Source organism: Entomohabitans teleogrylli, from assembly GCF_001484765.1.
Taxonomy (GTDB): domain Bacteria; phylum Pseudomonadota; class Gammaproteobacteria; order Enterobacterales; family Enterobacteriaceae; genus Entomohabitans; species Entomohabitans teleogrylli.
The window spans coordinates 200,697-223,704 of record NZ_LLXO01000012.1 but is presented as its reverse complement, the minus strand read 5'-3'; the positions used below and the strand labels follow the sequence as shown (position 1 = coordinate 223,704).

21 protein-coding genes are annotated in these 23,008 nt (G+C 56.6%); 12 read left to right on the top strand and 9 right to left on the bottom strand.

Annotation, left to right across the window (positions count from 1 at the left end; translation table 11 throughout):
* Window positions 1-61: 61 nt before the first annotated feature.
* From AQ981_RS15095 to tamA, 3 genes are read right to left on the bottom strand one after another with little or no spacing between them, the layout of a single operon-like run.
* Window positions 62-412 carry a gamma-glutamylcyclotransferase family protein gene (locus AQ981_RS15095; RefSeq protein WP_058912566.1) on the bottom strand — a complete coding sequence of 117 codons (351 nt, stop codon included), beginning with the start codon at window positions 410-412 and terminating at the stop codon, window positions 62-64.
* Window positions 413-414: 2 nt separating this feature from the next.
* Complete coding sequence (tamB, locus tag AQ981_RS15090) at window positions 415-4,191, bottom strand: autotransporter assembly complex protein TamB (RefSeq protein ID WP_058912565.1); 3,777 nt, start codon at window positions 4,189-4,191, stop codon at window positions 415-417.
* Window positions 4,188-5,870, bottom strand: coding sequence for an autotransporter assembly complex protein TamA (gene tamA, locus AQ981_RS15085; protein ID WP_249226321.1), 1,683 nt, complete (start codon window positions 5,868-5,870; stop codon window positions 4,188-4,190). Before tamA ends, tamB begins: the two co-directional genes overlap by 4 nt.
* 280 nt (window positions 5,871-6,150) lie before the next feature.
* Here tamA and msrA point away from each other — a divergent pair, with 280 nt between their 5' ends.
* From msrA to AQ981_RS15070, 3 genes are all read left to right on the top strand, one after another.
* Entirely contained in the window at window positions 6,151-6,801 is a 651-nt protein-coding gene (gene msrA, locus AQ981_RS15080; RefSeq protein ID WP_058912563.1) for a peptide-methionine (S)-S-oxide reductase MsrA, read from the top strand.
* Window positions 6,802-7,162: 361 nt separating this feature from the next.
* On the top strand, window positions 7,163-8,491 hold the full coding sequence (paeA, locus tag AQ981_RS15075; protein ID WP_058912562.1) for a polyamine export protein PaeA: 1,329 nt from the start codon (window positions 7,163-7,165) through the stop codon (window positions 8,489-8,491).
* 74 nt (window positions 8,492-8,565) lie between these two features.
* Entirely contained in the window at window positions 8,566-8,805 is a 240-nt protein-coding gene (locus tag AQ981_RS15070) for an autotransporter outer membrane beta-barrel domain-containing protein (protein ID WP_121500673.1), read from the top strand.
* 67 nt (window positions 8,806-8,872) lie between these two features.
* Here AQ981_RS15070 and AQ981_RS15065 read toward each other — a convergent pair whose 3' ends face one another.
* Window positions 8,873-9,079, bottom strand: coding sequence for a DUF1107 domain-containing protein (locus AQ981_RS15065; protein WP_058912560.1), 207 nt, complete (start codon window positions 9,077-9,079; stop codon window positions 8,873-8,875).
* Between the two features lie 329 nt (window positions 9,080-9,408).
* On the opposite strand from AQ981_RS15065, the gene AQ981_RS15060 reads away from it, so the two are divergent.
* The gene (locus AQ981_RS15060; RefSeq protein WP_058912559.1) at window positions 9,409-9,966 is read left to right on the top strand and encodes a YtfJ family protein; all 558 of its coding nucleotides are present in this window, start codon (window positions 9,409-9,411) and stop codon (window positions 9,964-9,966) included.
* On the opposite strand, the gene cysQ is transcribed toward AQ981_RS15060, so the two are convergent.
* Window positions 9,956-10,696, bottom strand: a complete 741-nt coding sequence (cysQ, locus tag AQ981_RS15055) for a 3'(2'),5'-bisphosphate nucleotidase CysQ (protein ID WP_058912558.1) — start codon at window positions 10,694-10,696, stop codon at window positions 9,956-9,958. The genes AQ981_RS15060 and cysQ overlap by 11 nt on opposite strands.
* Before the next feature lie 221 nt (window positions 10,697-10,917).
* On the opposite strand from cysQ, the gene AQ981_RS15050 reads away from it, so the two are divergent.
* Window positions 10,918-12,855 carry a bifunctional 2',3'-cyclic-nucleotide 2'-phosphodiesterase/3'-nucleotidase gene (locus AQ981_RS15050; protein WP_058912633.1) on the top strand — a complete coding sequence of 646 codons (1,938 nt, stop codon included), beginning with the start codon at window positions 10,918-10,920 and terminating at the stop codon, window positions 12,853-12,855.
* On the opposite strand, the gene AQ981_RS15045 is transcribed toward AQ981_RS15050, so the two are convergent.
* Entirely contained in the window at window positions 12,852-13,253 is a 402-nt protein-coding gene (locus AQ981_RS15045; protein WP_058912557.1) for a winged helix-turn-helix transcriptional regulator, read from the bottom strand. The two genes, AQ981_RS15050 and AQ981_RS15045, sit on opposite strands and share 4 nt — an antisense overlap.
* 96 nt (window positions 13,254-13,349) lie before the next feature.
* On the opposite strand from AQ981_RS15045, the gene AQ981_RS15040 reads away from it, so the two are divergent.
* From AQ981_RS15040 to ytfE, 4 genes are all read left to right on the top strand, one after another.
* Window positions 13,350-14,204, top strand: a complete 855-nt coding sequence (locus AQ981_RS15040) for an SDR family oxidoreductase (RefSeq protein ID WP_058912556.1) — start codon at window positions 13,350-13,352, stop codon at window positions 14,202-14,204.
* Between the two features lie 74 nt (window positions 14,205-14,278).
* A complete protein-coding gene (locus AQ981_RS15035) occupies window positions 14,279-15,103 on the top strand; it encodes an AraC family transcriptional regulator (protein WP_058912555.1) in 825 nt (274 codons plus the stop codon).
* Window positions 15,104-15,223: 120 nt separating this feature from the next.
* A complete protein-coding gene (locus tag AQ981_RS15030) occupies window positions 15,224-16,195 on the top strand; it encodes a DMT family transporter (protein WP_058912554.1) in 972 nt (323 codons plus the stop codon).
* A 77-nt stretch (window positions 16,196-16,272) separates the two neighbouring features.
* On the top strand, window positions 16,273-16,938 hold the full coding sequence (ytfE, locus tag AQ981_RS15025) for an iron-sulfur cluster repair protein YtfE (RefSeq protein WP_058912553.1): 666 nt from the start codon (window positions 16,273-16,275) through the stop codon (window positions 16,936-16,938).
* Between the two features lie 67 nt (window positions 16,939-17,005).
* Here ytfE and cycA read toward each other — a convergent pair whose 3' ends face one another.
* Both cycA and fklB read right to left on the bottom strand, forming a co-directional pair.
* Window positions 17,006-18,424, bottom strand: a complete 1,419-nt coding sequence (cycA, locus tag AQ981_RS15020) for a D-serine/D-alanine/glycine transporter (protein WP_058912552.1) — start codon at window positions 18,422-18,424, stop codon at window positions 17,006-17,008.
* A gap of 297 nt (window positions 18,425-18,721) precedes the next feature.
* Window positions 18,722-19,342, bottom strand: a complete 621-nt coding sequence (gene fklB, locus AQ981_RS15015) for a BamJ family beta-barrel-assembly machinery protein (protein ID WP_058912551.1) — start codon at window positions 19,340-19,342, stop codon at window positions 18,722-18,724.
* A gap of 343 nt (window positions 19,343-19,685) precedes the next feature.
* Here fklB and AQ981_RS15010 point away from each other — a divergent pair, with 343 nt between their 5' ends.
* On the top strand, window positions 19,686-20,297 hold the full coding sequence (locus AQ981_RS15010) for an OapA family protein (protein ID WP_058912550.1): 612 nt from the start codon (window positions 19,686-19,688) through the stop codon (window positions 20,295-20,297).
* 15 nt (window positions 20,298-20,312) lie between these two features.
* On the opposite strand, the gene AQ981_RS15005 is transcribed toward AQ981_RS15010, so the two are convergent.
* Window positions 20,313-20,942: a TetR/AcrR family transcriptional regulator gene (locus AQ981_RS15005; protein ID WP_058912549.1), complete on the bottom strand. Its 630-nt coding sequence runs from the start codon at window positions 20,940-20,942 to the stop codon at window positions 20,313-20,315.
* A gap of 423 nt (window positions 20,943-21,365) precedes the next feature.
* Here AQ981_RS15005 and AQ981_RS15000 point away from each other — a divergent pair, with 423 nt between their 5' ends.
* Both AQ981_RS15000 and AQ981_RS14995 read left to right on the top strand, forming a co-directional pair.
* Window positions 21,366-22,157, top strand: coding sequence for a 3-ketoacyl-ACP reductase (locus AQ981_RS15000; RefSeq protein ID WP_058912548.1), 792 nt, complete (start codon window positions 21,366-21,368; stop codon window positions 22,155-22,157).
* Between the two features lie 8 nt (window positions 22,158-22,165).
* Window positions 22,166-23,008 (top strand): sugar phosphate isomerase/epimerase family protein, encoded by an 843-nt coding sequence (locus tag AQ981_RS14995; RefSeq protein WP_058912547.1) that lies wholly within the window; start codon window positions 22,166-22,168, stop codon window positions 23,006-23,008.

The following is a 23,008-nucleotide window of genomic DNA, read 5'->3' as shown; positions in this document are numbered from 1 at the left end:
ACCAGATATCCCTTATGTCGTGCCAGTAACAGAAACGCCACCCGAAGGTGGCGTCCTGTCATCATGATTTTGATTTATCCCTGTCCAGCCAGTTGCCGCTTTCGATATGCGGTAACCCTGCTACCGGACGCTGATACACGTACATCCATGCACTCCCGTAAGGCGTTTGAATCAATTGCCGTGAATATTCACCACCTTTGGTGCGCAACGCGTCAAGTTCAGCGAGCGTGGAAGCATCGATACGGTACACCTCCCCGTACACCGAACCCTCTCCGGGCACCGCGCCAGGGTAATGACCCACACTGTAAAGGGCATAATTTTCGACGCTATGGTCTCCCAGCAACTGAGCGTTGGTCATCCAGTGGCTGTTCCCCTGTTTGCGCCGTAAACTGCCATAAACAAATATTCGCATTGCTAAAACTCAAATCGATAGAGCAGATCAAGTGCCTGATCTACGCCAGACACCGCTTCCAGATACAGCTTAGGCATCAGACGATAACGTAACGTCAATGTCGCCAGGGAATCAAAGATACCCACACCATACTTCACTTGTAAACCCGGCAATACGTAACCGCTGACCACCACCTGGGAAGAATCCCCTACCCCAGCCGTGTCCAGCGCCAGATTACTGACGCCAAAGGTTTCACCGATTTTACCCACAACCTGGCCACTTTGTGCAACCCCCATTCCGATCAGCATAGAGGTCATCGCCGCGCTGTCGCTGCCGGAGCTGTCCAGCCCCTGGCCGCGCAGCAGATAAGAGAGCGCCTCCTGCTGGGACATCGCCGGGTCGGAGAAGATTTCCGCCTTCGGTTCATCCGCCGTGCCGGTGACCCGCACCCCGGCAATCACGTCGTTTTCGGTGGCTTCCGGGTTGCGGATGGCTTCGATATTGAGTATCGGCTGATCCGGCGGACCGGAGAACAGAAGTTCCCCTTTACGCACAATCAGATCCTGGCCATAAGCGTGGAAACGCCCTTCCGGAATATTGATCTGGCCGTTCAGCCCCAGTCCCTGCTTATCCTGGGCGACTTTGAGATCCCCGTTCAGGCGCGCTTTCAGACCAAACGCATCCAGCCGCACGTTATTGCCGACATGGATCAAAAGATTGCTGTTAATCGGAATCGACGCCGTTTGCTCTTTCTCCGGCTTAAGATCTTTATCCAGCATCACCTCGTCGCTGGAAACCCCTACCGCGCTTTCCGGCACCTCATGCACCACGATACGCGCCCAGGGGACGTCCACGCTGCCATCAAGGGTAAACAGGCTCGGGGTCGCCTCAAACACCACATCCGGGGACACATCCAGCCGCACCATCGGCGGCACGGTAATCCTTACCCGGCTACCTTTAGCGGCGATACGCGCCCGCCAGTTTTCCAGTTGGCTCCAGTCGGCGTCGCCGTTCAGGCTGATCTGCCCCTGCCGGGTGTTCACCATCCCCTGCAGCACGGAATTCATCCCATTGAAACGCAGGGATATCTGGCTAGGCTGCATCTCGAAAGGCATAAAGTTGCCTTCCATATCCAGATCGCTGAGACGCAGATCGCCGAACAGTTGCGGGCTCGCGGCATTGCCGCCCAGCGTTAATCTGGCGTTCAGCATTCCGGAGGCCTTTTCCCCGCGGGTGAAGATTGGGTTCACCATCCCCAGAGAAAAGTTACTGATGTTGACGTTACCGGCAAGATCACGGCGCGCCTGCGGATCGCTGACCTGCAGTTGACCGTCAAACTGCCCGTTATTGACCAGCCGTATCATCCAGCCCAGTTGGGCGCGGTTATTGCGCAGGTCGGCATTGAGGTTCAGGGTATCGAACGCCACCGGGAGTACGGCGCCGTTAACCTCCTGAGTCACCTTCACGCCGCGGCCGGACAGTGTGACCTGCCCCTGAGGCAGCCCATCCGCCGTGCTATCCCAGCTAACATCCGCCTTACCGCTGAAGACGCCCGCCGCCTGAGTTTCCGGCGGCATAAACGGCTTGAGCATCGCCAGGTCGAAGCGGTTAAGGGTAATTGCCGCATGGCCTTTAGCGCCGGCCTCAATGGTTTGCGGCACGCACAGTTCAGCGTTGGGGTTGGTCCAGCAGTGCGGCCCGACGCTAATCATCTGTTCCTGGTTACGGTAATCCAGCGCCACGGCCCGACTCTGGGACCACGGGCCCACCGGGGTGGCGAAACGGGTGTTGGTCAGCTCGCCGCGCCAGCGCTCCTCTGCGCGATTAAAGCTGCCGCTCAGCGCCAGTTGCCCGGAAACCGGCTCCCCCTGAATGTTTAACTGGAGCTGGTGTTGTTTCTCATTCCCTTTCGCCTCCAGCGCCACCTGGCGGATATCCAGCCCCGGCTGCGCGATGCGATCAACACGTAAGTCCAGATTGCCGGCAATTTGATCGGTGGAGGTGACATCCCCTTTCAACAGCACGCGCGCTATCGTCAACGCCTGCCAGCGCAGATTATTGGCGGTCACATCCGCCAGCAGTTGCGGCGCTTTCACATCGCCGCGTACTTTGATCACGCCTTTGGCATTACCGCCCAGCCCCGGCAGCGCATTATCAAGATGCGGCGCGTCAATAGTGGCATCCAGCGCCAGCGCTTTCTCCCCCAGTTCACCTTTAACATCGGCGCTGTTGCGCCCCAGCGCCAGGTGCAGGCCCGGAATAGTCCACTGCAAATAGTTATTGCCCTTTAACTGGCCTTCGACTTTTACCGGATTCTGCTTCACGTTACCGTTCAGCTTCAGCTCCGGAATATCTAATTGCCAGCTACCGCCGTACAGGCTGCCGCGGGTTTTCACTATACCATCCAGCTTCGCCGGCCAGTCCGGGAACTGCTGCGCGGTATTAATCCCTTTCAGGGACAGTTCGCCGCGCCAACTGATGGCCTGCTGCCAGTCGAGTAACGCGCTGAGATCGATATTGCCCTGCAGCGCTGCGACGCGCAGCTTATCGAGATTCACCTGCTGCTCATTGCCCTTCGCATCCAGGGTAATCGTCGCTGGCGGAACATCCTGGCCCTTCACCGCCGTACGGAACGACAGGGTGTAGTCGGTCATTTTGCCGCTCAGCTTCAGCCGCACATCATCCGCCTGGAACTGTTTCTCGCCGCTAAACGGCCAGTACAGTTGCTGGCTGATAACTTCCAGATTCAGCGGTAGCCCGGCTTCGGCCAGTTCAGTCTGCGCGCGCAGCACCATATCCACCGGGCCGGAAAGGTTCACCCCGACATCCAGTTTATCGCGCAGAGCGCCGCCAATCTTCAGTTTCACCTTCTCACCCTTCAGCGGCTCGACATTCAGCGTGCTGTTAAGGGTGATATCCACCGGCCAGTTATTGCGCAGCTCGGCGCTGCCGGTCGCGTTAAGCGTCCCTTCGCTGGAATCGACGTCCAGAGTTTCAAGGCGCATCTGGCCGTCCACACTACTGACTTTCAGCAGCAGACTACGCACCGTAATATCCGTATCGCCGGTCAGGCGCAGTTGCTCGGCCTGGAAACGCTCAATGGTCAGGTTCACCGGCAGATTGACATCGGCCATTTCAGGCAGCAGCGGTTTGGCAAACAGGGCGCGCATCGTCTCGCCCAGCGGCGGTTCATCAGGCTGCGGATTATCGATTTTCGGCTCCACCACCTGCTCCTGAGCCACCTCAGCCACTTTCGGCAGCGCCACCAGCAAACCGGAAAGACGGGTAGGGGTCAGCGTCAGGTTGCGGCTTTCCCAGCTCAGACCGGTGCTGAAATCCATCACCGACACCGTCGTATCATCAATTTTGAGGTTAACGTTATTCAGCGCCACCCGGCTCAGGGTAATGGGATAAGGAGTACTGAGATCGAGCGGCCCGCTGTCTTCTTCCTCGACCGGCGCGGAAGGCGGCATTTTTTTGCTGTCCACCGCCACATTAACATCGGACAGCGAGAAATTATTCACGCACAGGCTGCTGCTGGTCAGGCAACTGAGTTTCACCTCAAGATGAATACGTCCGGCGTTAACGTCGATCCCCGGCTGCTGATAGCGCAGCCCCTGGATAGTCAGATCGCGCCAGCCGCCGGTCATCTGGCTGATTTCCAGCCCCGGAACCCAGCGATTGGCCGCTTTAAAAACCAGTTGCAGACCCGTGCTGGTCCCGAGCAAAAACGCCACGCTGCACAGCAGTAATACCAGTACGGTCAGTACTCCGAGGGTAATCTTCTTCCATAAACTCATAATTCAGGCCCCAGACCGATGTAGAACTGCAAACCGTGCTCGTCTTTATCGCCCACCGGCACTGCGAAATCGAGTTTTATCGGACCTACCGGCGACTGCCAGCGCACGCCGACGCCGGCGCCGGTTTTAAAATCGCTCTTTTTGATATCGTTGACCGCTTCACCGGCATCCACGAACATCGCCCCCCACCATTTACCGGTCACGTTGTACTGGTACTCCAGCGATCCGGTGGCCAGCTTCGAGGCGCCAGTCAGCTTACCGTTGTCATTTTTCGGTGAAATGGATTTGTAGTCGTAACCACGAATACTGCGATCGCCACCGGCGAAGAAACGCAGGTCCGGCGGTACTTTGTCAAAGTCGTTGGTCTCAATCCAGCCGAGGTTGCCGCGCGCCACAAAGCGGTGGCGTTCGTAAAGCGAACGAATCCACACGTTCTGGGCCTGCAACACCAGGAAGTCCACATCGGATCCCCAGGTGGTGTCCGATATATCCACGGAATAGCGCTGAGAATCGCCCCAGTTGGGCATCAGGCCGCCGCGCGAGCGGGTGCGGCTCAGGCTAACGCCGGGATACAGCAGCATGGTGGTGTTAGTAACGTTTGCCTGGGTAAAGTGGTCGAGGCTCCAGCGCAGGTTAATCGCCCGCTGCCAGCCGCTGGACAACTCCCAGTAGCGAGACAACGCCAGGGTGGTGGAATCGGCTTTGGTGTCGTTCAGGTCGGTACGTTTGTAACCCCCCTGAACCAGGTAATACTGCTCAAGCGGACTCTTGCGCAGCGGCATTTTATAGCTGAAATCGAGGATCTGCTCCGGCGCCGACAGGCTGATGCTCGATGTCAGGCTATGGCCCCGGGAGTTCACCCACGGTTTATTCCACGTGGCTTTGACCCGCGGTCCAACATCCGTAGAGTAGCCGACGCCGGTTTCAATGGAGTTTTCCGTGCGCGGCGTCACCACGCCGTGTAGCGGCAAAATTTTGGTCTGGCGGGATTTTTCAAACTCCGGCGCCACCACGACTGAGTTAAACCAGCCGGTGGCGGACAGCCGGCGGTTCAGTTCCGCCAGATCGGCGGAAGAGTATTCATCGCCGGGCTCAAAGGGGACCAGATTCTGCAGGAAGCTTTCCTGAATCTGCGAACCTTCAAAGGTGACCGCGCCGAAGCGATAGCGCTGACCGCTGTCGTAATCGATATCCCAGAATGCCTGACGGCGCTCCAGAGAGACACCCAACTGGCTTTTATTAAATTCGCTGTCGAAATAGCCTTTACGCAGGGCGACACTGGTCAGCCCTTTTTTAAAATCGTCGTAGTCGCTGTGGTTAAGCACCGTACCGATAGCCGGCCGCTTGCCGAGCAGCGCCAGATAGTCTTCATCAGTGCGGGCGCCGCCGCGCAGCACCACATCGGTACCGCCGATCAGCACCGGCTCGCCGGCAGAGACCTTCGCCACCAGCACCTGACGGCCTTTAGCCGGCGGCGGACGCAGATCAAAGGTGATGGTCGGTTCATAGTATCCCAGCGCTTTCAGCCCCTCGCGGATCGCATCATCCACGCGCGCCTGAAAACGCCGGTCTGCCGTCACTTCGTCACTCTGAATCGTTGAAAGCTGTGCGCGTACGTTTTTTTCCAGTTCGCCGGTCAGCCCTTCGAGCTGCAGACGCACGTTGGCCGCGTCGGCCATGCCGCTCACCAGGCATAAGCCGGCAAGGAATAATCTATGGATTCGTGGCACGTGTTCTCCTGAATATCCTTGTTCCCGCCCCCCTGGAGGGAAGTTCTATCCTGCCGCGTTGCGGCACAAGAAAACCCAATAGTCGGGTTGAAAAGTGGCCCGGGGCCTCAATATCTCTTATGTTTAAATCTAGCGGTATTTTGCCGAAGTATTCTCTGCAATTACACGCCTGGTTACAACCGTGCAACGGTTGTTCGGAATTTTCTCATTTCACCGGGAGGCCCTGACTGTGAGCTTGTTTGATAAATCGCACCTTGTACCCCCCTCAGAGGCGTTACCCGGCCGTAACACGCCGATGCCTGTCGCGACATTACACGCCGTTAATGGCCATTCGATGACTAACGTGCCGCAGGGCATGGAAACGGCTATCTTTGCCATGGGCTGCTTCTGGGGCGTGGAGCGTCTGTTCTGGCAACTCCCCGGGGTTTACAGCACCGCGGCGGGATATGCCGGCGGCTATACCCCGAATCCAACCTATCGGGAAGTGTGTTCCGGCCAGACCGGTCACACGGAAGCGGTGCGCGTGGTTTTTGATCCCGCCATCGTGAGCTATGAGCAGTTACTGCATGTGTTCTGGGAGAATCACGATCCGGCCCAGGGCATGCGCCAGGGGAACGACAGCGGAACCCAGTACCGTTCGGCGATTTATACTCTGACGCCGGAGCAGGAAAAGGCCGCCCGCGCCAGCCTGGAGCGCTTCCAGCAGGCGATGGCTAAATCGGGGGATGAACGTCATATCACTACTGAAATCGCCCCCGCCGGCCCGTTTTACTATGCGGAAGACGATCACCAGCAGTATCTGCATAAAAATCCCTACGGCTACTGCGGTATCGGTGGTATCGGCGTTTGCCTGCCGCCGGAAACGGCGACTGCCGGCTGAAAGCTGCCATAAATCGACACGCCGGCGCCGGTAACGGGCCGGCTTTTTCATGCCCGTTTGCCGGCAGCCATCCTCGCTCCTCCCCTCCTTTACGGGCGTCGCGTCCGGTGGCGAGCCGCCCCTCTGGCAGCACCGCCCGCGCTTAAGCTATACTAGCCCGAGAAATCGCCGGTCCCTCCCCTGCGGATCGGTTGTTATAAGTATGCTCCGTCATGCTTCACGTCGCAGGCGCCTGAGCTGTTCGCTCCCACGGAGACGCCGCTGAACCGGCGCCAGCCTGCCACGCGAATCATTGCGGATGATAACCACACGGACTCATCAACTTTCCTTCCGAGGATCTGGCCAGAAGGCCGGATAAACTATGTTAAACAGTATTTTAGTAATACTTTTCCTCATCGGCGTCAGCGCATTTTTCTCGCTTTCAGAGATCTCCCTTGCCGCCTCACGTAAGATCAAACTGAAGCTACTGGCCGATGAGGGCAACATCAATGCCCAGCGCATCCTGAAGATGCAGGAAAATCCCGGTACTTTCTTTACCGTTGTGCAGATTGGCCTCAACGCGGTGGCGATTCTCGGCGGTATTGTCGGTGACGCCGCCTTCTCCCCGGCTTTTCAGAGCGTGCTGGAGCGTTTTGTCTCCACCGAGCTAGCCGAACAATTGAGCTTTATTATTTCGTTTTCGCTGGTCACCGGCCTGTTTATTCTGTTTGCCGACCTGACCCCGAAACGCATCGGCATGATTGCGCCTGAAGCAGTCGCTTTACGTATCATCAATCCGATGCGCTTCTGCCTGCTGGTCTTCCGCCCGCTGGTGTGGTTCTTTAACGGCATGGCGAACATCATCTTCCGCCTGTTCAAACTGCCGATGGTGCGCAAAGACGACATCACCTCCGACGATATCTACGCCGTGGTGGAAGCCGGCGCGCTGGCCGGCGTGCTGCGCAAGCAGGAGCATGAGCTGATAGAGAACGTTTTTGAGCTGGAATCGCGCACCGTTCCCTCTTCCATGACCTCCCGGGAAAACGTCATCTGGTTTGATTTACACGAAGACGAACAGAGCCTGAAGAGCAAAATCGCCGAACATCCCCATTCAAAGTTCCTGGTCTGTCGGGATGACATCGACCATATCGTCGGCTATGTGGATTCTAAAGAGTTGCTTAACCGGGTGCTGGGCAACCAGAGCCTGGCCCTCAACAGCGGCGTCCATATTCGCAATGCGCTGATTGTGCCGGATACACTGACACTGTCGGAGGCGCTGGAAAGCTTTAAAGCCGCCGGGGAAGATTTCGCGGTGATCATGAATGAATATGCGCTGGTGGTCGGGATCATCACCCTGAATGATGTAATGACCACCCTGATGGGCGATCTGGTCGGCCAGGGGATGGAAGAGCAGATTGTCGCCCGCGATGAGAATTCGTGGCTGGTGGAGGGCGGTACGCCTATCGACGATGTCATGCGGGTACTGGATATCGACGAGTTCCCGCAGTCCGGAAACTACGAGACCATTGGCGGTTTTATGATGTATATGCTGCGTAAAATTCCCAAACGTACTGACTCGGTGAAATTCTCCGGCTACAAGTTTGAAGTGGTGGATATTGATAACTACCGCATTGACCAGTTGCTGGTGACCCGTATTGATGCGCGTCCGGCGACATTTCCGCCTGAGCTGCCCTCCGCAGAAAATAAATAATTATCAGATAGCGACGCTGACATCAGGCACAAAAACCCTGCCCGCAGTCAGGGCGTCGCGCGTCTGACGAGGCTATCGGGTTATTTAAACCGTGGGTTACGGCGGATGTGGCAGGCAACTTCGCCGATGCCCCCTCGGTACAGGTGGGCCGCACCGGAATACGTCCGGATGTTGACAACATCGGATGGCAAACAGGCGTTGGCGTCAGCGTGGCCAGAAAAACCACTTTCTATATGGATGCTAAGTACCTGAAGAGTTTTGAAGGTGCAATGGATGGGTATGAAGGCCATGTCGGGGTTCAGGGGCGTTTCTGACCTGAGCCGCTAAACTGAAACCAGCACGCCTGTCCGGGTGCTGGTTTATTTTGCTTCCTGCCGCGGTTTAAGCCATCTCGGTCTGTAAACGCATAACCTGCCGATTGACTTCCGACATCACCGCAAGATGCTGCTTGTCCTTAACTTTCGGGATCAAAATCTTCCCTTTATCAAACTCAAAAGCGCCAACGTCCTTGATGTATAACCGTCCTCTGAACAGGATCTTCACGTACTTCGCAACCTGGAGCGGATTGTAACGCTGGAAAATTTTCATTGTTTTTTAACTCCTGCTAAGTGTTGCGCCTGTATAGGTCCACAATCAGACCTACCGATAAGACACAAAATGTTGCTGCCAGAAAACTATAGCCTGGAAACCAGAGAACACCAGTGTGCATAACGTTTTTTACCTTTTGATGACACTTCCACAGAGTTTTCTTTTCAGTTCCTGACGGCCATCAGTATAACTATTCGAATTTTTCTGAATGTGTGCGTTCCGGCACAAACTGGCACCGCGATTGCGGGAAAAGCACGGAAACACCACGTATGCTTTTTGAGTCGGGACCATCTGGTCCGATCACCTGCAACGATAATAAGGAGTCACCTATGACCCTGCGCACCACACTGGCGCTCTCTCTGCTGTTGATGCCGCTGATGGCGGCGGCCCATAACTTCGAAACCCATCAGCGCGTCCCGCCGATCGGGATTAACGACAAGGGGGAGCTGGTATTGAAAAACGATAGCTTCAGCTACCAGGCATGGAACAGCGCCCGGCTGCCGGGCAAAGTACGCGTCATCCAGCACATCGCCGGCCGCTCATCGGCCAAAGAGATGAACGCCGCGCTGGTCGAAGCTATTAAGGCTGCTAACCTGCCGCACGATCGCTACCAGACCACCACCATCGTCAACACCGATGACGCGATTGTCGGCACCGGTATGTTTGTTCGCAGCAGTATCGAGGGCAATAAAAAACAGTATCCGTGGTCGCAGTTTATTGTCGACAGTAACGGCGCCGCCAAAAACGCATGGCATCTGGAATCCGGCGGATCGGCTATTGTCGTGCTGGATAAAGACGGGCGCGTGCAGTTCGCCAAAGACGGCGCGCTCTCGCAGCAGGAGGTGCAGCAGGTGATTACCCTGCTGCAGCAATTACTCAGTAAATAGTGACCCGAAAGCCGGGGTTGAGGAAGGACTCCCGCGGCGTGTAGTCCAGCGTCCGCCCCCGCCAGTCGTGGACGTGGGCCCCGGCCGCCACCGCCACCGCATGACCGGCGGCGGTATCCCAGATATTGGTCGGCCCAAAACGCGGATACAGTTGCGCTTCCCCTTCCGCCACCAGGCAGAACTTCAGGGAAGAGCCAATGCTGGTGGTCTGGTGTTCCCCCAGTTGCTGCAGATACTCTTTCAGCTCATCGTCGACGTGGGAGCGGCTGATAACCACCCGCGGCGGCCGGCCATCGCGCACCTGAATTTGTTTACGCACTCCGCACTCTTCTTTCCAGGCCTTGCCCTGCGCGGCGCTGTACATCACCTTCAGTACTGGCGCATAAACCACCCCCAGCACCGCTTTGCCTGCGTCAATCAGCGCAATGTTGACGGTAAACTCGCCGTTACGTTTTAAAAACTCTTTGGTGCCGTCCAGCGGATCCACCAGCCAGTATTGCTGCCAGCGCTGGCGAACCTCCCAGTCCTGGGGATCTTCTTCCGACAGAACCGGAATGTCAGGGGTAATAGCCGCCAGCCCCTGAATAATGATCGCATGGGCAGCAATATCCGCCGCCGTCACTGGCGAGCTGTCGCTCTTATGACTGGCCTGTAGCGGCTGCGTTCCGTCATAAACGCGCATGATGGCGTCCCCCGCCTCACGCGCCAACTGGCAAATTTTTTCTAACATCGTCCACCTCACATCATTTTGCAGAAACCGCACAGCGGATATGGTTAAGCTATTGTTTTCCCAATAGGGTTTTTATACCTCAGCAATACGGTTTCCGCTATCTGTGAACCGATTCCGGTTTCCTGAATACATAATCTGGCAACATTCACAATTCTGTATGTAACTGCAACGCAAATACATCTGTTTTTTGCTATCAGGTTCTCAACCAGGGATGAGTTATGATCAATAAGTTTAGCGTAACACTGCTTGCCGCACTGGTATCCGCCTCTGTCAACGCCGCAACCGTTGATTTCCGCATTCTGGAAACGACCGATCTACACAGTAACATGATGGATTTCGACTACTACAAAGATACGCCGACAGAGCGATTCGGGCTGGTCCGTACCGCCACCCTGATTGACGCGGCGCGTCAACAGGTCACTAACAGCGTACTGGTCGATAACGGCGATCTGATCCAGGGTAGCCCCCTTGCTGACTATATTGCCGCCGGTAAATTAAAAAACGGTGAGACGCATCCCGTTTACAAGGCGATGAACACCCTTGACTACGCGGTAGGCAGCCTCGGAAATCACGAATTCAACTACGGTCTTGATTACCTGCAACAGGCGCTGGCCGGCGCCAGATTCCCGTATGTGAACGCCAATGTGATCGACGCCGCAACCCAAAAACCGCTGTTTACACCCTATATCATCAAGGCAACGCCGGTTACCGATCGCGACGGGAAACCTCAGACCCTGCGCGTCGGCTATATCGGCTTTGTCCCGCCGCAGATAGTCAACTGGGATAAATCGCATCTCGACGGTAAAGTGACCGTCAATGACATCACCGCAACCGCCCACCACTATGTGCCGGAAATGCGCGCTAAAGGGGCCGATCTGGTGGTACTTATCGCCCATTCCGGCTTTTCCAGCGATCCGTATAAAGCGATGGCGGAAAACTCCGTCTGGTACCTCAGCGAAGTACCCGGCGTGGACGCCATTCTGTTTGGCCACGCCCACGGCGTTTTCCCGGGTAAAAACTTTGCCGGCATTAAAGGCGTGAATCTGGAAAAAGGCACTATCAACGGCGTTCCATCGGTGATGCCTGGCATGTGGGGAGATCATCTGGGGGTGGTCGATCTGGTGCTCAACAACGACCAGGGTAGCTGGAAAGTGACCGACGCCCGGGCCGAAGCGCGGCCGATTTATGATCCGATCGCCAAAAAATCGCTGGCGGCGCAGGACGATAAGCTGCGCGAAATCCTCAGGCACGATCACGAAGGAACACGCCAGTTTGTCGCTCAACCAATCGGCAGCAGCAGTGACGTGATGTACAGCTATCTGGCGTTGATTCAGGACGACCCGACGGTACAGGTGGTAAATAACGCCCAGCGCGATTATGTGAAGAAATACATACAGGGCGATCCGGATCTGGCGGACTTACCGGTGTTATCCGCCGCCGCGCCGTTTAAAGTCGGCGGCAGGAAAAACGATCCCGCCGGCTTTGTCGAGGTGGAAAAAGGCCAGTTAACCTTCCGCAACGCCGCCGATCTTTACCAGTATGCGAATACGCTGTCGGTGGTGAAAGTGAGCGGTAAAGAGGTCAAAGAGTGGCTGGAGTGTTCCGCCGGGCAGTTCAACCAAATTGACCCGACCAGCAGTCAGCCGCAGTCGTTGCTCAACTGGGAGGGCTTTCGTACCTATAATTTCGACGTGATTGACGGGGTCAATTACCAGATTGATGTCGCCCAGCCGGCCCGTTACGACGGCGAATGCCAGTCGCTAAATCCGCAGGCGGAACGTATCAAGAACCTGACCTTCAACGGTAAACCTGTCGACCCTGACGCCACTTTCCTGGTCGCCACCAATAACTATCGCGCGTACGGCGGGAAATTCGCCGGCACCGGCGATGGTCATATCGCTTTTGATGCGCCGGATGAAAACCGCAGCGTGCTCGCCAACTGGATTAAAGCCCAGGGAGAAATCCACCCGGCGGCGGATAACAACTGGCGGCTGGCGCCGATTAACAGCGCCACAAAGCTGGATATTCGTTTTGAAACATCGCCAGGCGACAAGGCGGCGGCCTTCATTAAAGAGCAGGGCCAGTACCCGATGCAGTTCGTCGGCAACGACGATATCGGGTTCGGCATTTACCGTATCGACCTGACCACGCCGCGCTAACGCGTCTCAGCCTCCTGCCCCGTCTGGCGGCGGGAGGCCAGCACTTGCGGCAAATTGCTCTCAATCCAGTCAGCCAGATCCGCGACTTTATCGCTGACCTGATAGCCCAGCTCGCTGAGGCTATACTCCACATGGGGCGGTACCACCGGATAAGCCACCCGGTTAACAAAACCATCGGCCTCCAGCCACTGTAGCGTCTGGGCCAGCATTTTTTCGCTGACGCCGTCAATGCGCCGGCGCAGATCGCTGAAACGGTGGGTACCATCGCGCAGCGCCACCAGAATTAGCACGCCCCAGCGGCTGGTGACATGTTTCAACACATCCCGGGACGGACATTTCCCGGCAAATAAATTGCCGCTGCGCAGTTGTTCGCTCAGCGGTATGACATTTTCGCTCATGATAGCAATTTCCATACTAACCTTTTTGTACGTACTTACTAAAAGTTAGCATTGTTGTTAGAGTGCGGCAACAGATACCAATACGGGAGAGTTCACATGATTGCTATTACCGGTGCTTCCGGCCAGTTGGGTCGGCTGGTCATTGACAACCTGCTGCGCGATACCGCACCAGCTGAAATTGTCGCCATCGTTCGCCAGCCGCAAAAGATCGCCGACCTGAGTGCCCGTGGTGTTCAGGCCCGCCAGGCGGACTACAACGATCCTGGCGCGCTGACCGAGGCTCTGCAGGGGGTGGAGAAACTGCTGCTGATCTCCTCCAGCGAAGTCGGCAAGCGCACTGAGCAGCATCGCAACGTGATAAGCGCGGCGCAGCAGGCGGGGGTTAAACTGATTGCTTATACCAGCCTGCTGCGCGCCGACAGTTCCCCGCTGGGGCTGGCGACGGAACATATCGCGACGGAAAAACTGCTGGCAGAATCGGGCATTGACCGGGTGCTGCTGCGCAATGGCTGGTATACCGAAAACTATCTCGCCAGCGTTCCGGCGGCGCTGCAGCACGGAGTCTTTATCGGCAGCGCCGGCACAGGGCGCATCGCTTCCGCGTCGCGCGCCGACTATGCCGCCGCGGCCGCCAAAGTGCTGAAGCTGGAACACCAGGCCGGAAAAGTTTATGAGCTGGCCGGCGATGAGGGCTGGACGCTGAGCGAACTGGCTGACGAAGTCAGCCGTCAGAGTGGTAAGACGGTGACTTATCAGAATCTGTCAGAAGCGGATTTCCGCTCCGCCCTGCTCGGCGCCGGGTTGCCGGAAGGGCTGGCGGCGATGCTGGCGAATTCCGATGCCGGCGCCGCCCGGGGCGGTCTGTTTGACGAGAGCCGCCAGCTCAGCGCGCTGATCGGGCGCCCCACCACGCCGATGGCGGAGAGCCTGCGCGCCAGCCTGCATGGCTGATGGCGGCGATTATCGATAGCGCCGTATCAGGACATCCCTATAATAAGGGGATGTCCTGACGTGGAGAAACACGGGTGCAAGGGGTTCCGGAGCAGTTTATCGATGAGCGCGATAGCGCCCGTTTTCGGCATCTGCCGCAACTGCCGGGCGTGGAGCTGTATCACGCCCATATTTCCCGCTATGCCTTTGAACCCCATACCCACGAGGCGTTCGGCATCGGCGCTATCGAGTACGGCGCCGAACGTTTTCGCTATCGCGGCGCCTGTCACGTCGCCGCCGCCAATTCGCTGGTGATGATGAATCCCGATGAACTGCATACCGGCGAGGCGGAAACCGCCGACGGCTGGCGCTACCGGATGATCTATCTGGAGCCGGAAATGCTGCAACAGCTAACCGGCGAAGCAAACTGGTGGTTCAGCGACGTGGTGCGCCACGATCCGCGCCGCGCCCGCCAGTTGCTGAACCTGATCAACGGACTCTGGCATACCCCGGATTTGCTGGCGCAGCAGAGCATGTTGCTCAACCTGGTAGAGACCATCCGCCCCTGCGCCCGTCAGGGAAAAACGCTGCCATCTGAAGCGCCGCACCGCTTTGACCGGGTGCGGGAGTATCTGCACGATAACTATATGCAGCCCATTTCTTTACAGGCGCTGGCCGATGTGGCATCGCTCAGCCCCTGGCATTTTCAGCGCCAGTTTAAACACCACTACCACGTGACCCCTCATCAAATGCTGATGGCCATCCGCCTGTGGCGCGCTAAACAGTTTCTCAGCCACGGCATGGCGGCGGCAGAAGTCGCCGCGGCGACAGGTCTGACCGATCAGTCGCACCTGACCCGGGCCTTTACCCGGCGCTATGGCATCACGCCAGTGCGCTACCAGAAGCAGGTCGCCCGCTGACTGCGATTTACCGCCGGTGCGAACCTGCACCAGGCAGCCGGTAAAGCGCAAGCTGATACAATACGCGGCGCTTTTTCCTCTCCAGACTGGCGATGCCGATCCAAACCGAATCGAGGTGGTATGTTCACGGGTGTACTGTACGCTCTGCTGGCAGGGCTGATGTGGGGATTAATTTTCGTCGGACCGCTAATCGTGCCGGAATATCCGGCGGCGTTGCAGTCGTTTGGCCGCTATCTGGCGCTGGGCCTGATTGCCCTGCCCCTTGGCTGGCTGGGGCGGAGGCGACTGCGGCAGTTAAGCCGCCGGGACTGGCGGACGGCGCTGAAACTCTCCTGCATCGGCAATATCGTCTATTACCTCTGCCTGGCCAGCGCCATCCAGCGGACCGGCGCGCCGGTTTCCACTATGATCATCGGGACTCTGCCAGTCGTGATTCCGGTATGCGCCAACCTGCTCTATAGCCAGCGGGACGGGAAACTGCCGTGGCGACGTCTGGCGCCTGCGCTGGCCATTCTGGCTCTGGGACTGGCAATGGTGAACTATGCTGAACTGCAGCACGGCCTGGCGGATTTTAGCTGGGGGCGCTACGGCAGCGGCATCGTACTGGCGCTGCTTGCCGTCGCCTGTTGGGCGTGGTATGCCCTGCGCAACGCCCAATGGCTGCGGGAAAACCCCGATAAACCGCCGATGATGTGGGCCACCGCCCAGGGGCTGGCGACGCTGCCTTTTTCCCTCATCGGCTATGGCGCGGTATGCTGCTGGCTGGCGGCTGACCAACCCGCTTTCGCTCTTCCTTTCGGCCCGCGACCGGTCGTGTTTATCACCCTGATGCTGGCTATCGCTGTCTTGTGCTCATGGCTGGGCAGCCTGTGCTGGAATATCGCCAGCCAGCGCCTGCCTACAGTGCTGGTCGGCCCGCTGATTGTCTTCGAAACGCTGGCCGGGCTGCTGTACGCCTTTCTGCTGCGCCAGAGCTGGCCACCGCCGCTGACCCTTTGCGGCATTGGCTGCCTGATCGTCGGCGTCATCATTGCCGTACGCGCAAAGCCGCAGAAACAGATTTCCGCAGTATGCCGTAGCGCAGATTCATAATCTGACCACAAAGGGTTATGGTTTTTCATATAAGATGCATTTAAAATGCATCTTATATTGTTAATGAGGAATCTGCTATGGCCTTTCGCGATCAACCTGTAGGTGAACTGGCGCTCTCCATTCCCCGCGCCTCGGCACTGTTTCGCAAATACAATCTCGATTTCTGCTGCGGCGGTCGGCAAACTCTGCTGCGTGCGGCCACGCGTCAGAATCTGGATATCGCCGCCATTGAAGCCGAGCTGGCGACGCTGGCCGAACAGCCGCCGGAGCATGACTGGCGCCAGGCGCCGCTGGCGGCGATCATCGATCATATCATCGCGCGCTACCATGACCGGCACCGTGAGCAATTGCCGGAGCTTATTTTGCAGGCGCACAAAGTGGAGCGGGTACACGCCGACAAGCCCAGCGTGCCGCGCGGCCTGGAGAAATACCTCACCCTGCTGTATCAGGAATTGAGCAGCCATATGATGAAAGAAGAGCAAATCCTGTTCCCGATGATTAAACAGGGGATGGGCGCTCAGGCCGGCGGCCCGATTAACGTGATGGAGAGCGAGCACGACGAAGCAGGAGAGTTGCTGGAGGTGATCAAACACATTACGAACAACATCACGCCGCCGCCGGAAGCCTGCACGACCTGGAAGGCGCTGTATAACGGCATCAACGAGATGACCGACGACCTGATGAACCACATCAGCCTTGAGAATAATGTGCTGTTCCCACGCGCCCTGGCCGGGGAACGCTGAGCCAGCGACCATCATTAAAAAGGGGAGACGCCAGCAGACGCCTCCCCTTTTTCCTGTCTCAGCCGGGTTATTTATCCAGCATCGCCGGACGTCTCTTGCCGACAAAAATCCAGCACACCCCCAGCAGAATAAACCACAGCGGCGTAACGATCAGCGCCTGGCGGGTATCCTCTTCCAGCGTCAACAGCGCCAGTACAAAGGCAAAAAACGCCATGCAAACCCAGCACATCAAACGACCCAGCGGCATTTTATAAATCGACTGCAGATGCAGCGTCGGACGGTTTTTACGATACACCAGATAAGAACACAGAATAATCGTCCAGACGAACATAAACAGAATCGCCGATACGGTGGTGATCATAGTAAACGCGGCGATCACGTCAGGATTCACATACAGCATCACCACGCCGCCCAGCAGACACATGCAGGAGAAGGTCAGCCCTTTGGCCGGTACCGCGCGCTTAGACAGCTTAGCGAACAGTTTCGGCGCCACGCCGTCCTGCGCCAGGCCGAACAGCATCCGGCTGGTAGAGAAGACGCCGCTATTCGCTGAAGACGCCGCCGAAGTCAGTACCACAAAGTTGATAATACTGGCCGCCGCCGGCAGCCCCACCAGCACAAACAGCTCAACGAACGGGCTCTTTTCCGGCACTACCGAGCTCCACGGCGTGACCGACATGATAATAATCAGCGCGAACACGTAGAACATGATGATCCGGACAGGAATTGAATTAATGGCGCGCGGCAGGGATTTTTCCGGGTCTTTGGTTTCCGCCGCGGTGGTTCCCACCAGCTCAATCCCCACAAAGGCGAAGACCGCTATCTGGAAGCCGGCAAAAAACCCGCTAATCCCTTTCGGGAACCAGCCGCCGTCATTCCACAGGTGGGCAAACGATGCTTCCACGCCGTTCGGGGAGGTAAAGTGCGTCAGCACCATCACCAGACCGACCACGATCAGCGCCACAATGGCGACAATCTTGATCATCGCGAACCAGAACTCCATCTCGCCGAACATCTTGACCGTGGCCAGATTCAGCCCCAGCAACAGCAGGACCACCGCCAGCGAAGCGACCCAGTCCGACAGCCCCGGGAACCAGAACTGGGCATAAGCGGTAATGGCCACCACGTCGGCCATACCGGTCACCACCCAGCAGAACCAGTAAGTCCAGCCGGTGAAATACCCCGCCCACGGCCCGAGCAGATCGGCGGCGAAATCGCTGAACGATTTGTACTCCAGATTCGACAGCAGCAATTCGCCCATCGCCCGCATCACGAAGAACAGCATGAAGCCGATAATCATATAAACAAAAATGATCGAAGGACCGGCGAGACTGATAGTTTTACCGGAGCCCATAAACAGACCGGTCCCGATAGCGCCGCCAATTGCGATGAGCTGGATATGCCGGTTTGTGAGATTACGCCGTAGCGTGCGCTCTGTGGGCGCTGGCTCCGCCGCCTCTGCGGCGACTTTGACCTGATCTACCATGTTTAACTTTCCTGTCTGTATATGTGTTGTGTTTTATTCAGGCTCTGATGGCCTTTGGTTACGGCGTGTGACGCAGAGTGCAAGGACAGTCCACGCCAGGGTGTACTGTCCAGTTTCCGCGAAATTAGCGCGCTAAGATAATATGTTAATTTTATGTTTTGATTTTGTATGAAATAAATTCAATAACGCGATTCCACTCACAAAAATACCTGGAACGGAGGCATATGCAAGATAAAATCGCGCTTCAGCACAGTTTGGTTATAAAAAAACCCGCCGTAGCGGGTTTTTCAGACTTCATCAAAGAATATCCAGCAGTTCGACTTCAAACACCAGGGTGCTGAACGGCGGAATCGACGCCCCGGCGCCACGCTCGCCATACGCCAGATTATGCGGGATGGTCAGTTCCCACTTCGAGCCCACCGGCATCAGCGTCAGCGCTTCAATCCAGCCCGGAATCACGCCGCTGACCGGAAATTCAGCCGGTTCGCCGCGCGCCACGGAGCTGTCGAATACCGTACCGTCGATAAGCTTCCCGGTATAATGCACCCGCACGCGATCTTTACGGGCCGGAATCTCGCCTTCACCCTGGGTAATTACCCGGAACTGCAGGCCGGATTCGGTGCTGTTCACTCCTTCGCGCTTTGCGTTTTCGTCGAGGTATTTCTGGCCTTCCGCCGCCTGCTCCTGCTGGCGCTCATGGCGTACCGCGTCCGCACGCTCGTGTACTTCACGCAGCGCGCGGTGCACCACATCTACCGGAACTGACGGCGCATTGCCTTCCAGCGCATCGCGCAGACCGGCGACCAGCGCTTCCGGCAGCAGCCCCTGCAGACCGGATTCCCGCAGTTGCTGACCGACCTGCAGACCGATCCCGTAACTTGCCTGTGCTTCAACGCTGTCAAAAGAAGGAGTTGTCATGGATTTACCTTTTATGGTGTACAAAAGTAGCGGGCAGCATAACAGCCCATCCTGACAGGGTAAAATGCTGGATAAGGAAAGATGACAAATCCCCGGGAAACGGAAACAATAACCGCGACGCTGTCGATAAATCCGATAACATCACGGAACCGGACAATACCTCGGGCATCAACGGCTTAGCAGGCTATACTGGTAATGGCTGCGCCAGGTGGCCGGCCAGCAATAAAAATAATGAGGAAGCGATGAGAACAATCTCATCACTGGCGAGGTTCCTGCCGTCTGATACCAGCGCCGGCGGCACAGACCATCAGGCCAACCGCTTCATGCGCAACAGGAGGAAAGCATGCCTGTACGATTTGCTATCAAACCTTTGCTGACGCGAATCTGGCACGCGCCGGACAACATCCGGCTGATGGATCCCCTGCCGCCGCCGCACCGCCGCGGGATAATTATCGCCGCGCTGGTTATGGTGGTGGGCTTTCTGTGGCCCTCTCCCGATACGCCTTCCGGACCCGCGGTAACCCGCGAAACGCCGCTTAATCTCCCCGGACAGCCGCCTGCGGCTCAGCCGGAGATAGTCTCTCCCGACCCCACCGCGAACCAGCCGGTTGCGCCGATTGATCCGCAACCGGTGCAGGAAGAGCAGCCGGATGATAGCCCGCCGCCAGCCGCGCAGAATAACAATGAGCAGCAACAGTGGCGTAGTTACCAGATCGAAGCGGGGAAGACGTTGGCTCAGGTATTTCGCGATCATAATCTGCCGCCAGCCGACGTATACGCCATGGCGCAGGTAGAAGGAGCGGGTAAGCCATTGAGCAACTTACGCTCCGGCCAGGTGGTGCAGATTCGCCAGGATAGCCGCGGCGTAGTGACGGGCCTGATGGTGGATATCGGCAATGGTCAGCAGGCGCTGTTTACCCGCCAGCCGGGCGGCAATTTTATTCGGGCGCAATAGTGCCCGCACATTGCATCATTTTGCCACCAGGAGCCAGCTCAGCAGCGTCTCTTTGATGACTCTGCGCCTGGTCTCCAGGGCTTCGGGGGATACCATATTAATATGATAAACCAGCCCCAGCGTATGTTGATTGAGGATATAATACCCCCCCAAAGCGGCAAGGCTAATATTCACCTGGAGTGGATCAATATCCTGTTTAAAAATATTTTGCTTTTTTCCCTCTTCCAGTAATCCTTCCATTAACTCCAGATGCGAATGATTGATCTCTGGCAAGCGTAATGATTTTTTATAATGCTCACCACGGCTCTGGTTTTCAGAATGAATGATTTTTATAAACCATGGGTTTTGCACAAAGTAATCCCATGTGAAATCAATAAACTTCTCCATTGACTGCACCGGAGAAAGTCCTGAAAAATCAATGTGCCTTTCTTTTTCACGAATATCATTCCAACTATATTCGAGAACTTCAATAAATAAATTTTCTTTATTACCAAAATGGTGATAAACAGTTTGCTTACTGCAATTAGCTGCTTTCACGATATTATCTACTCTGGCACCTTCATAACCATATTCAGCAAATTCATTAATCGCGCACAATAGCAGCTTTTCTTTCAGGCTCTGCACATTGCTGGTATCAAAATACATCTTAATTCCTCACCATAATCTTGCTTCCCTATTATATACTCATTCAGGACAAGATTATGAGCGTTTTTCATACAAAAACCGGTCAGGCGTTAAATCCTCCTCCCCGGGCGGGAGAAAGGAAAGTCCGAAAGCGCCACTGCGTAACGATCCCTTCAGCATGGCATCAACCCGCCACGGCTGAACCAATCCAGGCATGGATGCCAGAGAATGAAACCAGCGCCCGTTTCCGGGCCGGCATACATTCCCTAACGGCCCCTTCCTACACACAACTGACCACTCAGATAAAAAATAGATATAATTCATTATGTTAAAAAAACGTTCGTGATCATTCTCACGCATCAACCAACCAGATGGTTGATCCAGATTTAATCTAAAGGCATCTTAGTCCCCATTATAAAACGACATGATTAATGAGGTTTAAAGATGACATCTGACAGACCTGTCGCCGTTATCACTGGCGCCGCTCGCGGTATCGGTAAAGGCTGCGCCGTTGAGTTAGCGCGAGCAGGATTCAATCTACTGATTAACGATCGCCCCGACAGCGATAGCATTGAAAAACTTGCCGCGACGCAGCAGGAATGTATAGCGGAAGGTGCTGACGTAATTATCTTCCCGGCAAATATTGGCGATCTTACGCTTCATGAGGAGATGCTTGATGCCGCGCAAAATCGATGGGGGCGTCTGGATTGCCTGCTCAATAATGCCGGTATTTCAGTGAAGAAACGCGGCGATATTCTCGACCTGAAGCCCGACAGCTTCGATGAAAACATCACCATCAACACCCGCGCGCCGTTCTTCCTCGCCCAGGCATTCAGCAAGCGTCTGCTGGCGCAACCAAAACCGCATGGCGAGCTGCCGCACCGCTCAATCATTTTTGTCAGTTCCATCAACGCCGTGATGCTGGCAATGAACCGTGGCGAATACACTATCGCCAAAACCGCTGTTTCCGCCGCCGCGCGGCTGTTTGCCGCCAGGCTGTGCGCGGATCATATCGGCGTCTACGAGATCCGCCCGGGTCTGATCAAAACCGATATGACTATTCCCGCAACCGCTTATTACGATGAATTAATCGCCAATGGACTGGTCCCCTGGGGACGCTGGGGCTATCCGCAAGACATTGCTTCTACGGTACGGGCGATGGCGGAAGGAAAAATGATCTACACCTGTGGTCAGCCTGTCGCCATCGACGGCGGGCTGAGCATGCCGCGTTTCTGAGGTGGCCGATGAGAAACCTACTCCAGCGCCCTGACCTCTACAGCATCAACACCGCGACGCTGGGATTTAACAGCCCGCTGCCCGCCATCATTGACGCCTGCGCGCAGCGCGGCATCGGCGCTATCGCCCCCTGGCGACGGGAGCTGGAAAATCAACATTTGCCGGATATTGCCCGCCAACTGGCGGCCAACAATATGGCAGTTTCCGGCCTGTGCCGCAGCAGCTATTACACTGCGCCCACGCTCGCGGAGCGGCGCCGGGCGATTGCCGACAACCAGCGGGCGCTGGACGATGCCGCCCAGCTTAACGCCGCCTGTTATATCCAGGTGGTCGGCGGCCTGGCGCAGGGTAGCAAAGACCTGGATGAAGCACGTAATCAGGTGAAAGAAGGTATTCGCCAGCTATTGCCGCACTCGCGCGCTGTGGGGGTACCACTCGCCCTGGAGCCCCTGCATCCGATGACCACCGCCGATCGCTCCTGCCTGTGTACCCTGCGCCAGGCGCTGGACTGGTGCGATGAGCTGGATCCCGATGGTGAATTTGGGCTTGGCGTCGCGGTTGACGTGTACCACGTCTGGTGGGATCCCGACCTCGCCAGCCAGATCCGGCGCGCCGGAAAGCGCATCCTCGCTTTCCACGTCTCCGACTGGCTGGTGCCGACCAATGATCTGGTTAACGGGCGGGGAATGCCTGGCGATGGGGTTATTGATATTCCAGCCATTCGCCAGTGGGTAGAAAACACAGGATTTAATGGCGCAATCGAGCTGGAAATTTTTTCCTCGTACTGGTGGCAAAAAGATATCAACCACATTCTGGATATTAGCGTCGATCGTATCGCGCACTATTGTTAA

Bases quoted from the DNA above. Each gene is read 5' to 3' on its own strand.
- AQ981_RS15095 (WP_058912566.1), bottom strand. From the start codon at position 412: ATGCGAATATTTGTTTATGGCAGTTTACGGCGCAAACAGGGGAACAGC.
- tamB (WP_058912565.1), bottom strand. From the start codon at position 4,191: ATGAGTTTATGGAAGAAGATTACCCTCGGAGTACTGACCGTACTGGTA.
- tamA (WP_249226321.1), bottom strand. From the start codon at position 5,870: ATGGCCGACGCGGCCAACGTGCGTCTGCAGCTCGAAGGGCTGACCGGC.
- paeA (WP_058912562.1), top strand. From the start codon at position 7,163: ATGTTAAACAGTATTTTAGTAATACTTTTCCTCATCGGCGTCAGCGCA.
- AQ981_RS15065 (WP_058912560.1), bottom strand. From the start codon at position 9,079: ATGAAAATTTTCCAGCGTTACAATCCGCTCCAGGTTGCGAAGTACGTG.
- AQ981_RS15060 (WP_058912559.1), top strand. From the start codon at position 9,409: ATGACCCTGCGCACCACACTGGCGCTCTCTCTGCTGTTGATGCCGCTG.
- cysQ (WP_058912558.1), bottom strand. From the start codon at position 10,696: ATGTTAGAAAAAATTTGCCAGTTGGCGCGTGAGGCGGGGGACGCCATC.
- AQ981_RS15045 (WP_058912557.1), bottom strand. From the start codon at position 13,253: ATGAGCGAAAATGTCATACCGCTGAGCGAACAACTGCGCAGCGGCAAT.
- AQ981_RS15040 (WP_058912556.1), top strand. From the start codon at position 13,350: ATGATTGCTATTACCGGTGCTTCCGGCCAGTTGGGTCGGCTGGTCATT.
- AQ981_RS15030 (WP_058912554.1), top strand. From the start codon at position 15,224: ATGTTCACGGGTGTACTGTACGCTCTGCTGGCAGGGCTGATGTGGGGA.
- ytfE (WP_058912553.1), top strand. From the start codon at position 16,273: ATGGCCTTTCGCGATCAACCTGTAGGTGAACTGGCGCTCTCCATTCCC.
- cycA (WP_058912552.1), bottom strand. From the start codon at position 18,424: ATGGTAGATCAGGTCAAAGTCGCCGCAGAGGCGGCGGAGCCAGCGCCC.
- fklB (WP_058912551.1), bottom strand. From the start codon at position 19,342: ATGACAACTCCTTCTTTTGACAGCGTTGAAGCACAGGCAAGTTACGGG.
- AQ981_RS15010 (WP_058912550.1), top strand. From the start codon at position 19,686: ATGCCTGTACGATTTGCTATCAAACCTTTGCTGACGCGAATCTGGCAC.
- AQ981_RS15005 (WP_058912549.1), bottom strand. From the start codon at position 20,942: ATGTATTTTGATACCAGCAATGTGCAGAGCCTGAAAGAAAAGCTGCTA.
- AQ981_RS15000 (WP_058912548.1), top strand. From the start codon at position 21,366: ATGACATCTGACAGACCTGTCGCCGTTATCACTGGCGCCGCTCGCGGT.
- AQ981_RS14995 (WP_058912547.1), top strand. From the start codon at position 22,166: ATGAGAAACCTACTCCAGCGCCCTGACCTCTACAGCATCAACACCGCG.